Origin of the sequence: Azohydromonas caseinilytica, assembly GCF_012927045.1 — a bacterium.
GTDB lineage: Bacteria > Pseudomonadota > Gammaproteobacteria > Burkholderiales > Burkholderiaceae_C > Azohydromonas > Azohydromonas caseinilytica.
Window position 1 is genome coordinate 15,506 of sequence record NZ_JABBFW010000011.1, and the last position, 14,479, is coordinate 29,984.

Below are 14,479 nucleotides of genomic sequence, written 5' to 3' on the forward strand. Positions count from 1 at the left end.
CGGCGGCGAATCGCAGCGTCAGCGCAGGCTGACGTAGGCGTTGCAGTACCTCAGCGCCACGCCCCGGGCGCTGCGCTCGGTGTAGAGCGAGAGGTCCAGCGGCACGGTGACCGAAGCCTCGCGGCGCGCCTGCACGTCGAGCACCTGCTGGTACAGCGCCCAGCGCCGCTCCAGCGCCTGCTCATGGCCCGGCGCGTCGGGCGCCACGGCCGGCACGCGCAGGATGACGTGGCGCCGGCAATGCGGCGCCGGCAGCGGAAAGGCGTCCTTGCGCAGCCGCACCTCGAACTGCCCCCAGCGCTCGGCAAAAGCCTCGCGCGTGAGGCCCGCGCCCGGCTCCACGCTCACGATGGCCGGTGCCGTCAGCGTCGCCACGGGCCCGGCCGCCGCGCCGGCCGGCCCGGCATCAGCGCTGGCGGCGGCGCACAGCGGCAGCAGCAGCCCCGCCAGGGCAGCCCACGTCCCGCCACGGCTCATGCCCCGAACACCTCGTTCCAGGCATCGACGTAGCTCTTGGCGGTGCCGGCGCCGAACACGGTGTTGTAGTGCTTCTTCCAGTACGCGGCCATGGCCTGCACGTCGCCGGCCGGCGGCAGCGCCGCGGGCGCGCGCAGGTAGTGCACGCGCGCCATGGCGGCGGCGTAAGCGTCGTTGTCGGTGAGCTCCTGGATGGGGTCGGCGCCGGGCGAGGAGCGCAGGCCCATGACCTGGTCGGCCAGCTTGGCGCGGAACTTCAGGAAGTTCTTCCAGATGTCGTCGTGCGTGGCCGGCTCCATCTGGAACAGGCCGCGCGCCGGCCCGCCGCCGATCTGGCGGCGGAACTTGAGGCGGCTTTCCTTGAGGGCGGTGCCCAGCAGCAGCTCCTCGGCCGCGGGGCTCCACAGGCCGATCTTCAGCAGCGTGGGCTTGATCACGCCCTTGCGAAACTCGTTGGCTTGCTGCGCGCTGGCCATGGTCGCCTCCTCAGTTGAGCTGCACCGAGCCACCCTGGATGCGATTGACCCCGGTGGAGCGGCTCAGCAGGTAAGAGCCCTCGATCAGCACCTTGCCGGCGCGCGTCAGCGTGATGCTGGCCTTGCCGCAGCGCAGCACGAGCTGGTGCTCGGCGCTGACGATCATGCGTTCGCCGTCAGCCTCCACGGCCATGGCGGCGGGCCGTTCCGGGCCGCCGCGCAGCACGCCCATGACGATGGGCCGTGCCGGATCGCCGCCCTCGAAGGCCAGCACCACGCTGCGCCCGATGTGCGCGGCGTGCAGGTCCACCACGCTGCGCGCGCGCCGCGCCGGCGCGTCGAGCTGCTGCGGGTCGATCACCAGCGCCGTGGCCCCGTCGTCGGCCAGCGCCACCAGCTCGCCCAGCTGCACCGCCGGCGCCCAGGCCTCGAAGCGCTCCCTGCTGCCCATGGTCCGCTCCTCAGTTCTCCAGGATCTTGGCGCCCTTGATCACGACATTGCCGTCGGCCTTGACGTTGATCTTTCCGGAGCCTTCGATGGTGATGTCCTTGCCCTTGAGCACGATGGTGCCGTCCTTCTTCATGGTCAGGCTGGCGCTGCCGGTGGTGATGGACACCGAGTCGCCGGCGTTGATGACGAGGTTCTTGCCCACCTTGAGCGCGTCGCTCTCGCCCACCGAGGTGTCGCGGCCCTTGCCGACGCTGGTGCTCTGCGCCCCCGTCACGTTGACGCTGCGGTTGGCGCCGACGCTGGTGCTCTGGTTGGCGGCCACGTCCGTGCTCTGGTTCGCGCCCACGTTGGTGGACTGGTTGGCGCCCACGGTGATGCTCTGCATCGCGCCCACCGCCACCACCTGGGCCGCGCCCACGGCGATCTCCTGCGCCGCGCCGACGGCGATGGTCTCGTTGATGCCCACCGCGTGCGTGCGCTGCAGCGCCACCGTGGCCGTCTCGCTGCCGCTGACGGTGATGCTGCGGTTGCCGCCGATGGTGATGGTTTCGTTGGCGACGACGCTCTCGGTGCGGTTCGCGCCGATGTGGATCTTCTCGTCGGCGCCCACATCCTCCGTGCGGTTGGCGCCGATGCTGATGGTCTCGTTGCTGCCGACCTTCTCCTTGCGGTCCACGCCGATGGTGATGGTCTCGTTGTGGTCCACCGTCTCGGTGCGGTCATGCTTGACGTGGGTGACCTCGTCGTGGTCGATGTTCTTGCGCCGGTCGTTGCCCACCCAGTGCGTCTCGTCGTGCTCGACCTCGATGTCCTGGTTCTTCTCGGCGTGCAGCCACAGCTGCTCGGCGCCCTTCTTGTCCTCGAAGCGGATGGCGTTGGCGTTGGCGTAGCCTGCGCCCTTGCTGGAGCGGGTCAGGATGCCGCTCTGCGTGGCATTGGCCGGCAGCTCCCAGGGCGGCATGTTCTCGCCGTTGTAGGCGCGGCCGATGATGATGGGACGGTCTGGGTCGCCCTCCAGGAAGCCGACGATCACCTCCTGGCCGATGCGCGGAATGGCCACGCCGCCGAAGTTGGCGCCGGCCCAGGGGTGCGAGACGCTGACCCAGCAGGAGCTCGTTTCGTTGCGCTGCCCGTGCCGGTCCCACGGGAAGTGCACCTTCACCCGCCCGTACTTGTCCGTGAAGATCTCCTCGCCCGCGGGCCCGGTGACCACCGCCGTCTGCGGCCCCGGCACGCAAGGTTTTACCGTGCGCCGCGGCGGGCGGAACTGCTGCGCGGCGGGGATGGCCTCGAAGCGGCAATCCAGCCGCGCCTCGCCGCCGCCGGCCTCGTGCGCCGGCAGCTCCAGCCGCAGCGTGGTGGCGGTGACGAGGTAGTCGGCGTTCTGGTCCTCGCGCGGATGGCGCGTGAGCGTGAGCAGCCGGCCCGCGCGCAGGCCCTGCGCGTTGCTGGCGGCGCTGAAGGTTTCAAAGCGGCTCTGGATCTCGTCGAGCCGGTCCTCGGCGTACTGCGCGCCGTCGGCGCCCTGGAGGTAGCCGCCGGGATAGTCGAAGACCTCGGCGTCCGACAGGTCGTAGCTGCGCTGGCGCGTCTGGTCGGTGAGCAGCGAGGCCGATGGGCGCTCGAAGTCGTAGTCGGTGATGACCACCTTGCCCGGCTTCACGCCGCGCGAGGCGCTCCACTCGCGCACGTACTCCAGTCCGGGCGGCACCTGCGCGCCGTTGGGGTAGAAGGGCAGCGACTCGCAGCCCGGCGCGGCGTCGTGCGCGCTGGCGGCATCGCACAGCACGAGCTTGTGAGCCGTTTCCTCATGCTCGAACCACCAGTAGATGCCCTCGTGCTCCAGCAGCCGCGCCACGAAATTGAAATCGCTCTCCCGGTACTGCACGCAGTAGGTCCAGGGCCGGTAGCTGCGGAACAGCCGCAGCTCGAAGTTGGCCACCGGGTGGTCCTGGAACACGGCCTTGACGATATCGGGGACGCTGAGCGACTGGAACACGCGGCAGTCCACGGTGCGCGTGAGCAGCCACAGCCAGGGCCGCAGCGTCATGCGGTAGACGAAGTGCCGGCCCTCGAAGCCGCCGTGCGTGAAGCGGGTGGCGATGCCGTGCAGCTGCCGCGGCTGCTCCTCGCCGCCGAAGTCGATGGTCAATCCCACGGGCTTGCCCAGCAGCGCGTCGGGGGCGATGTCCTTCTTCTCGCTGCGCAGCGTCAGCTCGGCCTCGCCCAGCGTGCTCAGGCCCTCGCGCGCGATGCAGCCGCCCAGCAGCAGCAGGTCCGGCTCCAGCGGCGTGTGCAGCCGGCACGGGCTCAGGACCGAGGCGGGCAAGGCGGAGGTCATGGCGCGACGGTACGGAGCGGCCGCGGCGGCGGGTAGCGACCAAAGTCACTGCCGCGGCGCGGCGTTGCGGCGCAGTCAGCAGGCGCTGCGCAAGGCCAGCATCAGCACACGGCCGCTGGCGTCATGGCGCACCCGCGCCTGGCAGTTGCAGGTCTCGCCGCGGTACACGCTGTCCACGGCACCGGGCTCCCCAGCCGCGGGCGCCGTCTCGGGCTGCGCCCAGTCGATGCCGCAACCGCCGCTGAAGGCCGCCTGCTCGGCCCGGCGCAGCAGCGCGCGCGCATCGAAGCCGCCCCGCGCGCCGGCCCAGCGCAGCGACTGCTCGCTGAGCTCGATGGCCCCGTCGCGCCGGGCCTGCAGCCGGCTGCCGTCGGCGAAGCGGAATTCCAGCTCGATGGCCTGCGCCTCCTGCCGCAGGCTGCAGGCCGCCACCGGTGCGCCGCGCAGCGCGACGGCATAGAGCGGGCCCTGCGTCACGGCGGCGCGCCAGGCGGCCGCCTCCCCCGAGGCGGCCTCGCAACCCGGGCTGTCGCTGAGCGGCGCCGTCGAGCAGGCCGCCAGCATCAGGCTGCTGCCCAGGACCCGCAGCGCGCGGCTGCGGCTACTCGAACTGCGCACCCTGGTCCCAACCCAGCCGGCCCGGAGAAATGAGCTTCCGTGCCTGGTTCATGCGGACACGGTAGGAGCCGCCCGGTCTGCGGCAAAGCGACCAAGGTCACTGCCGCGGCACGCCGCAGCCGCCCGGGATCAGCCTGCGAACAGCGCCAGGATGAGCTGGCGCAGCCAGACGTTGGCCGGGTCCTGGTGCACACGGGCGTGCCAGAACAGGTTGATCGACACCGCCGGCAGCTCGACCGGAGGCGGCACGTACGCCAGCCCGAAAGGCCCGGCGATGCGCTGCGCCAGCGGCTCCGGCACGGTGGCCAGCAGCGCCGTGGTCTGGAGGATGTGCCCCACCGCCGTGAAGTGCGGCACCGTCAGCCGCACCCGGCGCTGCACACCGCCGCGCTGCAGCGCCTCGTCCACCCGGCCATGCCCGGTGCCCTGCGCCACCACCACCACGTGCTCGGCGGCACAGAACTCCTGCAGCGTGAGGCCCGGCTTGTCCAGCGGGTGGCCCCGGCGCATCAGGCACACGTAGCGCGTGAGCAGCACGCGGCGCTGGAAGAAGCCGGCCCGCAGCTGCGGCAGCAGCCCGATGGCCAGGTCCACCTTGGCCGCCTCCATCTCGTCCTTGAGGTTGACCGAGGCATTGCGCACGGTGCTGACCGATACCCCCGGCGCTGCGCGCACCAGCGCATCGACCAGCCGGGGCAGGAACCAGATCTCGCCGATGTCGCTCATGCCCACGGTGAAGGCGCGCCGCGCCGTGGCGGGGTCGAAGCCGCTTTTCTGGTTGAGCGCGCCGTGGATCAGGCCCAGCGCCTGCGTGAGAGGCTGGGCCAGCTGCTCGGCATAGGGCGTGGGCGCCATGCCCTGCGGTGTGCGCGTGAACAGCTCATCGCCCAGCAGCCTGCGCAGCCGCGCCAGGGCGTTGCTGACCGCGGGCTGGCTCAGCCCCAGGTTCTCCGCCACCTTCGACACCCGCCTTTCGGCCAGCAGTTGCCTGAAGACCACCAGCAGGTTCAGATCGATCTCTTCCAGCTCCACGCCGCACCGTCCATGGATTTCAGTGATGAACCGTATTCAGCCCTCTTTATTGGCTGAATGTTACAGAGCGGCGACGATGCGGCCCGTCGCTTGGCCACGCCGCGCGACCGCCGCGACGCCATGGACGCGAAGCGCAACACATACCAAGGAGACCAGCATGAGCGCGCAAGCCTCGCCCCTTTTCCCCGTGGAGCCGGCCTGGGAGCCGGAAGGCACGGGCCGCATCCCCTTCCTGGCCTACACCAGCGAGGAGCTTTACAGGCGCGAGCTGGAGCGCTTCTTCTACCGGGGCCACTGGTGCTACGTGGGCCTGGAGGCCGAGGTGCCCAGGGCCGGCGACTTCAAGCGCACGGTGGTGGGCGAGCGCTCGGTGCTCATGACCCGCGACGCCGACGGCCAGATCCACGTGCTGGAGAACGTGTGCGCGCACCGCGGCATGCGCTTCTGCCGCGAGCGCCACGGCAACAGAAAAGGCTTCACCTGCCCCTATCACCAGTGGAGCTACACGCTCAAGGGCGAGCTGCTGGGCGTGCCCTTCCGGCGCGGCGTCAAGCAGGCCGACGGCAGCTTCCAGGGCGGCATGCCGGCGGACTTCAAGCCGGCCGAGCACGGGCTTACCAAACTGAAGGTGGCGGTGCGCGGCGGCGTGGTGTTCGCCTCCTTCGACCATGACGTGGAGCCGCTGGAGGACTACCTGGGCCCGGTCATCACCCGCTACTTCGACCGCCTCTTCAACGGCCGCAAGCTCACGCTGCTGGGCTACAACCGCCAGCGCATCCCGGGCAACTGGAAGCTGATGCAGGAGAACATCAAGGACCCGTACCACCCGGGCCTGCTGCACACCTGGTTCGTCACCTTCGGGCTCTGGCGCGCGGACAACAAGTCCGAGCTGGTGATGGATGCCAAGCACCGCCACGCCGCCATGATCTCCACGCGCGGCTCGGGCGGCGAAGCCGGGCAGGTCACCAGCGTGTCCAGCTTCAAGCAGAGCATGCAGCTGCACGACCCGAGCTTCCTGGACATCGTGCCGGAGCCCTGGTGGGGCGGCCCGACGGCGGTGATGACCACCATCTTTCCCAGCGTCATCCTGCAGCAGCAGGTCAACAGCGTCTCCACGCGCCACATCCAGCCCACCGGCTCGGGCAGCTTCGACTTCGTGTGGACGCACTTCGGCTTCGAGGACGACACCGAGGAGATGACGCAGCGCCGCCTGCGCCAAGCGAACCTGTTCGGCCCGGCCGGCTTCGTCTCGGCCGACGACGGTGAAGTCGTCGAGTTCTCGCAGCAGGCTTTCGAGAGCAAGCCCTCGGGCCACGCGCTGGCCGAGCTGGGCGGGCGCGGCGTGGACGAGCACACGCCGCACATGGTCACGGAGACGCTGATCCGCGGCATGTACCGCTACTGGCGCGAGGTGATGGAAGCCCCCGAGGCATCCGAAGCGCCGGCCGCCGCGCGCGTGCCCGCCAACGGCTGCGGCCACGGCGCGGCCTGACCGACCCCAGGAGACGAACGCCATGGACTTCCAGACCTACCACGCGCTGACGCAGCTCTACGCCGATTACGCCGCGGCGGTGGACTCGGGCAATTGGGACTTGTGGCCCGAGTTCTTCACCGACGCGGGCAGCTACCGGCTGCAGCCGCGCGAGAACCACGAGCGGGGCTTTCCGCTGGCGACGCTGTCCTTCAGCGGCAAGGGCATGCTCAAGGACCGGGTCTACGGCATCAAGGAAACGCTGTTCCACGACCCGTACTACCAGCGCCACGTGGTGGGCGCGCCGCTGGTCCGCCAGGCCGAGGCCGACCGCTTCGAATGCGAGGCCAATTACGCGGTGTTCCGCACCAAGCTGTCCGAGATTTCCACCGTCTTCAACGTCGGGCGCTATATCGACACCGTGGTGCGCACGCCCGCCGGGCTGAAATTCGCCTCGCGGCTGGTGGTTTATGACAGCGAGATGATCCCGAATTCGATCATTTATCCGATCTGATTCCAATTCGCCATTCTCACTGAAATAACCTCGTCACACCTGCGAAGGCGGGTGTCCACGAATACCGGGCGGCTTCCCGGCCAGCGTGGATGCCCGCCTGCGCGGGCATGACGAGTAAATATTTCAGCTTCGAGCAAGAAGCCGAATGAATTCGACTCGGGCGGCCGGCGCAGTGGCGCGGGACATGATGGCGCGAAATACCGCCGCCCGGGAAAAGCATCAAAATCGCCAGCCGTGAGTTGGGCTGCCTCGCTCGCTGCTGCGTCATCTCCGCACCGGCGGGGATGTTGTTTGAACGATCGCTCGGCGCCCAAAGCTGACATGGTAGTTAAGGCAGTTAGCTATCAACAACCGCATCTTTCGGCAAGGCTCTCACAGCATGTTTGATGAACTCACCGTACATGCCGGCAGCCACAATCAAAAGACGGCAATTATTCGAAAATCTCGGCTCTGGTACTTATATTCATCGACAACGATTATATGGAGATTTATTCGTTGATATTTCTCATCACATAATGACATTTGGTTGTGACCTTATTTGCCATGGACTTGCCCCTTGCCCGAAAATGACAACCGATGTCAATCAGCAAAATACTCAGACAATTGGCTTTCTGAATATTCGCATTAATGTTGCCACCTGATGGCAAGCACCCGGCAAACCCATCTTGAGTCGTGTGTGGTCTTTCCGAGCATGTTATAATTGAAATTGGATTCGGCGATGGGTTGAACAAAAGTGAAACTACTGAAGCAGCGTTTTGAGGCAACACTCCTCACGACAGATTGCGTCAAGCAATAACCTGGAGATACTCAAAATTATGGAATGGGTCCCTATAGTCTTCTTTACTTTTAAGATTCTCGTGTTCGGCACGGGCATGTTCTTCGCCATCAAGTGGCATTACGATAAAGCGAAGAAGGAGAAGAAGAAATAACAAACCAGCGGACCGTAAGCGCCCGCCGAACACACTCTTGATGCCTCAACTCAGTTGACCGGTATCCAGTGATGCGGCAGCAATTCGCCGATGCGGCTCTTGGGCAGCGTCGGCAGGCGGGTCGGAACTCGCTTCGGCAAATAGCATCGGCATCGCTGCGGGGCTATTAATCTGCTCATCATCGACCTCAAGGTCGGCAGATTCAGCTATGCCGACGCGGGGCAAATGCACCTGTACCTGAATGACGCCCGCGAGCACTGGACGAAGCTTGGCGAAAATCCGCCCGTAGGCCTGATTCTCTGCGCCGAGAAAGGCGCCGCCGAAGCCCGCTATGCCCTCGACGGCCTGCCCAACAAGATACTGGCTGCCCAATACCAGACCGTCCTGCCTGACGAAAAACTGCTGGCCCAGGAGTTGGAGAATACACGGCGTGAATTGGAGGTGCTGCAAGCGGCGCGCGCCAACGTTGCGCAAAGCAGGGAGTAAAGCATTTTCTGCTGCGCGGGCCGTTCCTCCCCTCACTCAAATTCGTACCGAAACTCCCCCTCCCCCACCGAAATCCGCACGCCCGTCAAGGCCCGCCCTTCCGCGCCCCGCTCCAGCACCTCCAGGCTGATGCGCGGCAGCACGGTGTTGGTGAGCAGCGCGTCCACCACGCGCCCGCCGCTCTCCACCTCATGGCAGCGGCTCACCACCAACTGGACCACCGCGTCGTCGTAGGCTAAAGGCACGCCATGCGCCTCGCGCACGCGTCGCGCGATGCGCTCCAGTTGCAGCCGCACGATCGCGCCCAGGCGCGCGTCGTCCAGCGGCAGGTACGGAATGGCCACCAGCCGCCCCAGCAGCGCCGCCGGGAATACCTTCAACAGCGGCTCGCGCAGCGCACGAGCGATGGTTTCGGCGTCGGGCATCAGGTCCGGGTCGGCGCAGAGCTTGAGGATCAGCTCGCTGCCCACGTTGCTGGTGAGCAGGATCACGGTGTTGCGGAAGTTGATGCGCCGCCCCTCGCCGTCGTCCATCCAGCCCTTGTCGAAGACCTGGAAGAACAGCTCGTGCACGTCCGGGTGCGCTTTTTCCACCTCGTCGAGCAGCACCACGCTGTACGGGCGCCGCCGCACCGCCTCGGTGAGCACGCCGCCTTCGCCATAGCCCACGTAGCCCGGCGGCGCGCCCTTGAGCGTGGAGACGGTGTGCGCCTCCTGGAACTCGCTCATGTTGATGGTGATGAGGTTGTGCTCGCCACCGTACAGCGCCTCGGCCAGCGCCAGCGCCGTCTCGGTCTTGCCCACGCCCGAGGGACCGCACAGCAGGAAGGTGCCGATGGGCTTGTCGGGGTTGTCCAGCCGCGCGCGCGAGGTCTGGATGCGGCGCGCGATCGCCTCCAGCGCATGCGGCTGCCCCACCACCCGGCGCTGCAGCGTGTCGGCCAGCCCCAGCACCGCCTGCAGCTCGTTGCGCACCATGCGGCCCACGGGGATGCCGGTCCAGTCCTGCACCACGCCGGCCACGGCCTGCGCGTCCACGGTGGGCAGGATCAGCGGCGTTTCACCTTGCAGCGTTCGCAATTCCAGCTGCAGCGGCTCCAGCTCGGCCATCAGCGGCGTGCGCGCCGCCTCGTCCTGCGCGTCGCGCAGCTGCGCCCGCAACGCCAGCAGCCGCGCCACCTGCGCCTTCTCCTGCTCGTAACGCTCTTGCAGCGTGGCCAGCGCGGCGTGCTCGGCGTCGATGTCGGCCTCCACCGCCCGGCGGCGCTCGGACTGGTCCAGCCCGATGGCCTGCTCGCGCGCCAGCGCATCGCGCTCGGTCTGCAGCGCCTCCAGCCGGCGCTGCGCCGCTTCCAGCGCCGGCGGCGTGGCGTGCTGGCTCACGGCCACGCGCGCGCAGGCGGTGTCGAGCAGGCTCACGGCCTTGTCGGGCAGCTGCCGCGCGGGGATGTAGCGGTGCGACAGCCGCACCGCCGCTTCCACCGCCTCGTCCAGCAGCGCCACGCCGTGGTGCTTCTCCAGCAGGCCGGCCACGCCGCGCAGCATGCCCACGGCCTGCGGCTCGTCGGGCTCGCCCACCTGCACCACCTGGAAGCGCCGCGTCAGCGCCGGGTCCTTCTCGATGTACTTCTTGTACTCGGCCCAGGTGGTGGCGGCGATGGTGCGCAGCGTGCCGCGCGCCAGCGCGGGTTTGAGCAGATTGGCTGCGTCGCCCGTGCCCTGCGCGCCGCCGGCGCCGATGAGGGTGTGGGCCTCGTCGATGAACAGGATCACCGGCTTGGGCGAGGCCTGCACCTCGTCGATGACGCCGCGCAGCCGGTGCTCGAACTCGCCTTTCATGCTGGCGCCGGCCTGCAGCAGGCCCACGTCGAGCACCCGCACCGACACGTCCTTGAGCGCGGGCGGCACGTCGCCCGCGGCCACGCGCTGCGCGAAGCCCTCGACCACCGCCGTCTTGCCCACGCCGGCCTCGCCCGTGACGATGGGGTTGTTCTGGCGCCGGCGCAGCAGGATGTCGATGACCTGCCGGATCTCGGTATCGCGCCCCGTCACCGGGTCCAGCTCGCCCTTGCGCGCCTTCTCGGTCAGGTCCACGGCGTAGCGCTGCAGCGCCTCCTGCTTGCCCAGCGCGGCGGGCGCGAGCGCGCCGCTGGCCTCGCCCGGCGCGGCGGCGTCGGCCTCGCTGCCGGGGGCGCCGTCGCTGGCGCGCAGGCCGGCTTCGGGCGAGCCGGCCAGGATGTCGTTGAAACTGCGGGCCAGGTCGTCCACGCGCACGCGCTCGAACTGGCGCGACACCGACAGCAGCGCCGGGCGCAGCGACGGCGTCTTGAGCAGCCCGATGAGCAAGTAGGCGGTGCGCACCTGCGTGTCGCCGAACATCAGCGAGCCATAGACCCAGCCGCGCTCCACCGCGTTCTCCACCCATGCCGACAGGTCCGTCACCGTGCTGGCGCCGCGCGGCAGCCGCTCCAGCGCGGCGGTGAGGTCGGTGGCCAGAGCCGAGGCATCGAGCTCGTAGTGGCGCGCGATGCGGTGCAGGTCGGAGTCGGGGGTGCTGAGGATCTGCTGCAGCCAGTGCTGCAGCTCCACGCAGGGGTTGCCGCGCAGCTTGCAGAACACGGTGGCGCCCTCGATGGCCTTGTAGGCCAGCGGATTCAACTTGCCGAACAGCGCGGCGCGCGAGATGCCGGTCATGGTGCGGCTCCAGTGGGACGGTGGACGGAAAAGGCGTGGTCACGCAGGCGAAGCTCGCCGCGGTCGCGCGGCTGGGCCGGGCCCAGCCAGGTGGTGAAGCCCAGCTGCACGCCGCTCCCGGGGCGCGCCGGCGGCACTTCCTCCCGCGCCAGCACCAGGCGCAGCTCCCATTGCAGGTGCTGGCCGATGTACTCGCGCACCCAGCCGCGCAGCGGCGCCCAGGCGTCGCCGCCGGGCAGGAAGCCGCGGTACTGGGCCAGCGTCAGCGGCCCCAGCACGATGCGGAAGCGGTACTGCCGGTCCCACACCTTGCTGCCGGCGCTGGCGTTCTCGCCCAGGCGCACGGCGGTGGCCTGCAGGCGCTCGACGCGATTGCGCGCGTAACCCAGCCGCGTGCGCTCCTCGCGCGGCAGCCGCAGCCAATGCGGCACGAACTGCTCGATGCGCGCCGGCACGCCCAGGTACTGCGCCAGCAGCTTTTCCAGCCCCTCGGCGCTGCCGGCGCGCTCGCTGAGCCAGCCGGCCTGGAACAGGCGCGCCTGCTGCGGCACGGCGTCCTGGGCGCGCGCCGCGCCGTCCACGCCGGCCAGTGCGCCCAGCCAGACGGCAAAGCGGTCGTCGTCCGGGCGGTCGTGCTGCACCACGGGCTGGGCCTGGGCCCAGGCGCGGTAGAAGAGCAGCAGCAGGCGGTGGTGGAACAGGTCCAGGAAGCGCAGCAGCGTCGGGTCGTTGCGCTGCACCAGGCGCTCGCGCACGAACTCGGTCAAATGCAGCGGCATGGGGCCCTGCGGCCCCAGCAGGCCGAAGAAGCGCACGCCCAGGCGCGGCACGGCGGCGGCGGTGTCCAGCTGCATCAATGCGGCGGGGGCGAAGTCCAGCTCCGGCAGCTCGCCCAGGCGCAGCGGCTCCAGCGCCGGGCGCGGGGCCGTCCCCAGCCGCGGCCCGCCGGCCAGGTTTTCGACCTGGCGCAGCAGGGCGAAGAAGTCGAAGGCGTCGGGCTGGCGGCGAACCTGTTCGAGCAGGGCGTGCAGGGCCTGCACAGCGGCATGGCGCTCATCCGTGCCCGCGCGGCCCGGGTCAGCCGCTACCTGCCTGGGCTCACTCATGTCGCCGCCCGTGTCGCCACCCGCGGCGGCCAGCGCATCAGCTCGCCGCGCTGGACGCTGCGCAGGGTGAGCTGGGTGAAGGTGTTGAGGGCGGCGTGCCGGGCCAGGAAGCGCTCCAGCACGCTGCCCAGCACGAAGGCGCTGCTGCCCTGGAAGGCCAGCTCGTCCAGCTCCAGCGTGAGCTCCACGCCGCTGCCGAAGGTCAGCGGCCCCTTGAAAGGCAGCCGCCGCACCACGTTGCGCGCCTGCAGCGACTGCAGCCCCGCCACCTGCCGCGCCCAGGCGCCGTCCTCGGGCGGGCCGAACAGCGCCAGCAGCCGGCACAGCGTGGCGGCGGCACGCTCCGGCGGCTCGTCCACCAGCGGCAGGTGGTTGAGGCTGAGCAGGCTCACCAGGCTCCAGCCCAGCTCGCCCACCGGACGCCGCGACACCGGGCGCGTGGGCCGCTGCAGCGCCGTCACGCCCCGCACCGGCCCCGGCGCGTCCAGCGTCCAGCCCTCGGGCTCGTGCGGCAGCAGCAGCGGCAGGTCGCGGTTGGTGACCCAGGCCGACACCGAGAGCTGGCGGATGTCCTGCCGGTACGGCGCGTGGCGCGGGTCCACCAGCGAGATGAACAGCTCCTCGCCCACGTAGCTGCTGCGCGTGCCCTGCTCGCGCTGGCGTGGCGACAGCAGCCGCGGCTCGCGGCGCACGGTGTAGTAGCCCTGCGCCTCGCCCGCCACGGCGTGCTGGCTGGCGTACAGGGGCAGGAAGCGCTGCTGCGCCAGCTCGCCGGTGCCGAAGCCCAGCACCGACTCCAGGTGATGCACCTCGAAGTCCATGGGCCGGGTGCGATCGGGCACCACGTGGTACTCCCAGGCGCCGGGGCCGAGCTGGATGCGGTCCAGCCGCTTGCGGAACAGGTTGATGGCCGGCGTGCAGAACAGCGCCACGCTGCCGGCATCGACCAGCGCCTCCAGGGCGTCGTCGCCGCGCGCGAAGGGCAGCAGGATCTCGACCTCGTCCCCCGCCACGCGCGCCAGGCGCGGCGCCAGCTCGGCCAGCTCCACGAACAGCAGGCGCTGCGGCATGGCGGCCACCTCCTGCAGCAGGCGGTGGCCCGAGAACTGGCGCGGCGTCTCGGGCAGCAGGGCCTCGTCGGCACCGAAGCCCACCGGGCACAGCGAGGCGGCGTCGCGCCACTGCAGGGCGGGCGGCACCGCGCTGCCCTCGCCCGGCGGCACCCAGCTGCCCAGCGCGGCGCCAAGCAGCAGCTCGTGCAGCCTGAACGCCACGTCGTCCGGGGCGCTGAGGTAGAGCGTGAGCCGGTCCAGCCCCAGCGCGCGCCAGGGCAGGCCCGCGCCGGTGCGCAGCCGCAGCCGCAGCGCGCCCCGGCAGGCCTGCGCCGCGGGCAGCCGCGCGGCCGCCAGCTCCGGCGCCAGCCGGGTGTAGCGCGCCTCGACCAGCTCGATGGGCCACAGCGTCACGGCCTGCGCGGTGCGGAACTCGCAGCGCGTGTCCTGGCCGCGCCGGTGCATCGAGCTCAGCGCGCTGCCGCGCGGCACGCCGAAGCCCCGGACCAGGTTCGGGTCGGTCGGGTCCACCTGCAGCCGCGCCACCATCATCGAAGGCAAAGGTGCCAGGAAGTTGGGATACAGCGCCTCCAGCAGCTGCGCGATCAGGCGCGGCTGCTCGCTCTCCAACTTGAGCTGCACGCGCGCGGCCAGGAAGGCAAAGCCTTCGAGCAGCCGCTCCACGTACGGGTCGGGCACCGGGACCCCGCCGTCCAGCGCCAGCCGCTCGGCGATCTTGGGGAACTCGCGGGCGAACTCCGCGCCCAGCTCGCGCAGATGCGTGAGCTCGTCGCTGTAGAGGCGCAGGAGGCGGGGGTCCATGGCCGGTTCAC

General features: G+C 69.8%; 11 protein-coding genes and 1 pseudogene. 3 read left to right on the forward strand and 9 right to left on the reverse strand.

Annotated features, from left to right (window positions below; genetic code table 11):
* Positions 1 to 18: 18 nt before the first annotated feature.
* The 6 genes from HHL10_RS16250 to HHL10_RS16275 all read right to left on the reverse strand — a co-directional run bounded on the left by HHL10_RS16250 (position 19) and on the right by HHL10_RS16275 (position 5,395).
* On the reverse strand, positions 19 to 477 hold the full coding sequence (locus HHL10_RS16250) for a hypothetical protein (RefSeq protein ID WP_169161444.1): 459 nt from the start codon (positions 475 to 477) through the stop codon (positions 19 to 21).
* Complete coding sequence (locus HHL10_RS16255; RefSeq protein ID WP_169161445.1) at positions 474 to 953, reverse strand: hypothetical protein; 480 nt, start codon at positions 951 to 953, stop codon at positions 474 to 476. The genes HHL10_RS16250 and HHL10_RS16255 overlap by 4 nt, the downstream gene beginning before the upstream one ends.
* Positions 954 to 963: 10 nt before the next feature.
* Complete coding sequence (locus HHL10_RS16260) at positions 964 to 1,404, reverse strand: DUF6484 domain-containing protein (RefSeq protein WP_169161446.1); 441 nt, start codon at positions 1,402 to 1,404, stop codon at positions 964 to 966.
* A 10-nt stretch (positions 1,405 to 1,414) separates the two neighbouring features.
* Positions 1,415 to 3,745 (reverse strand): type VI secretion system Vgr family protein, encoded by a 2,331-nt coding sequence (locus tag HHL10_RS16265; protein WP_169161447.1) that lies wholly within the window; start codon positions 3,743 to 3,745, stop codon positions 1,415 to 1,417.
* A gap of 75 nt (positions 3,746 to 3,820) precedes the next feature.
* Entirely contained in the window at positions 3,821 to 4,363 is a 543-nt protein-coding gene (locus HHL10_RS16270) for a hypothetical protein (protein WP_169161448.1), read from the reverse strand.
* A gap of 129 nt (positions 4,364 to 4,492) precedes the next feature.
* Positions 4,493 to 5,395, reverse strand: a complete 903-nt coding sequence (locus HHL10_RS16275; protein WP_169161449.1) for a LysR family transcriptional regulator — start codon at positions 5,393 to 5,395, stop codon at positions 4,493 to 4,495.
* Between the two features lie 157 nt (positions 5,396 to 5,552).
* Here HHL10_RS16275 and HHL10_RS16280 point away from each other — a divergent pair, with 157 nt between their 5' ends.
* From HHL10_RS16280 to HHL10_RS16290, 3 genes and pseudogenes are all read left to right on the forward strand, one after another.
* Entirely contained in the window at positions 5,553 to 6,887 is a 1,335-nt protein-coding gene (locus HHL10_RS16280; protein ID WP_169161450.1) for an aromatic ring-hydroxylating dioxygenase subunit alpha, read from the forward strand.
* Positions 6,888 to 6,909: 22 nt separating this feature from the next.
* Positions 6,910 to 7,380, forward strand: coding sequence for an aromatic-ring-hydroxylating dioxygenase subunit beta (locus HHL10_RS16285; protein ID WP_169161451.1), 471 nt, complete (start codon positions 6,910 to 6,912; stop codon positions 7,378 to 7,380).
* Positions 7,381 to 8,480: 1,100 nt separating this feature from the next.
* Positions 8,481 to 8,795: pseudogene (locus HHL10_RS16290) on the forward strand (PDDEXK nuclease domain-containing protein); the annotation flags it as partial.
* A gap of 32 nt (positions 8,796 to 8,827) precedes the next feature.
* On the opposite strand, the gene tssH reads toward HHL10_RS16290, so the two are convergent.
* Genes tssH through tssF form a run of 3 tightly spaced genes read right to left on the reverse strand, consistent with a single transcriptional unit; the run spans position 8,828 to position 14,468 of the window.
* The gene (tssH, locus tag HHL10_RS16295) at positions 8,828 to 11,488 is read right to left on the reverse strand and encodes a type VI secretion system ATPase TssH (RefSeq protein ID WP_169161452.1); all 2,661 of its coding nucleotides are present in this window, start codon (positions 11,486 to 11,488) and stop codon (positions 8,828 to 8,830) included.
* Positions 11,485 to 12,594 carry a type VI secretion system baseplate subunit TssG gene (gene tssG / locus HHL10_RS16300; protein ID WP_169161453.1) on the reverse strand — a complete coding sequence of 370 codons (1,110 nt, stop codon included), beginning with the start codon at positions 12,592 to 12,594 and terminating at the stop codon, positions 11,485 to 11,487. Before tssG ends, tssH begins: the two co-directional genes overlap by 4 nt.
* A complete protein-coding gene (gene tssF / locus HHL10_RS16305) occupies positions 12,591 to 14,468 on the reverse strand; it encodes a type VI secretion system baseplate subunit TssF (protein ID WP_169161454.1) in 1,878 nt (625 codons plus the stop codon). Before tssF ends, tssG begins: the two co-directional genes overlap by 4 nt.
* Positions 14,469 to 14,479 lie beyond the last annotated feature (11 nt).

What these genes read in the sequence shown, in the direction of transcription:
- HHL10_RS16255 (WP_169161445.1), bottom strand. Translation starts at nt 953, where the DNA reads ATGGCCAGCGCGCAGCAAGCCAACGAGTTTCGCAAGGGCGTGATCAAG.
- HHL10_RS16265 (WP_169161447.1), bottom strand. Translation starts at nt 3,745, where the DNA reads ATGACCTCCGCCTTGCCCGCCTCGGTCCTGAGCCCGTGCCGGCTGCAC.
- tssG (WP_169161453.1), bottom strand. Translation starts at nt 12,594, where the DNA reads ATGAGTGAGCCCAGGCAGGTAGCGGCTGACCCGGGCCGCGCGGGCACG.
- tssH (WP_169161452.1), bottom strand. Translation starts at nt 11,488, where the DNA reads ATGACCGGCATCTCGCGCGCCGCGCTGTTCGGCAAGTTGAATCCGCTG.
- HHL10_RS16285 (WP_169161451.1), top strand. Translation starts at nt 6,910, where the DNA reads ATGGACTTCCAGACCTACCACGCGCTGACGCAGCTCTACGCCGATTAC.
- HHL10_RS16280 (WP_169161450.1), top strand. Translation starts at nt 5,553, where the DNA reads ATGAGCGCGCAAGCCTCGCCCCTTTTCCCCGTGGAGCCGGCCTGGGAG.
- HHL10_RS16260 (WP_169161446.1), bottom strand. Translation starts at nt 1,404, where the DNA reads ATGGGCAGCAGGGAGCGCTTCGAGGCCTGGGCGCCGGCGGTGCAGCTG.
- tssF (WP_169161454.1), bottom strand. Translation starts at nt 14,468, where the DNA reads ATGGACCCCCGCCTCCTGCGCCTCTACAGCGACGAGCTCACGCATCTG.
- HHL10_RS16250 (WP_169161444.1), bottom strand. Translation starts at nt 477, where the DNA reads ATGAGCCGTGGCGGGACGTGGGCTGCCCTGGCGGGGCTGCTGCTGCCG.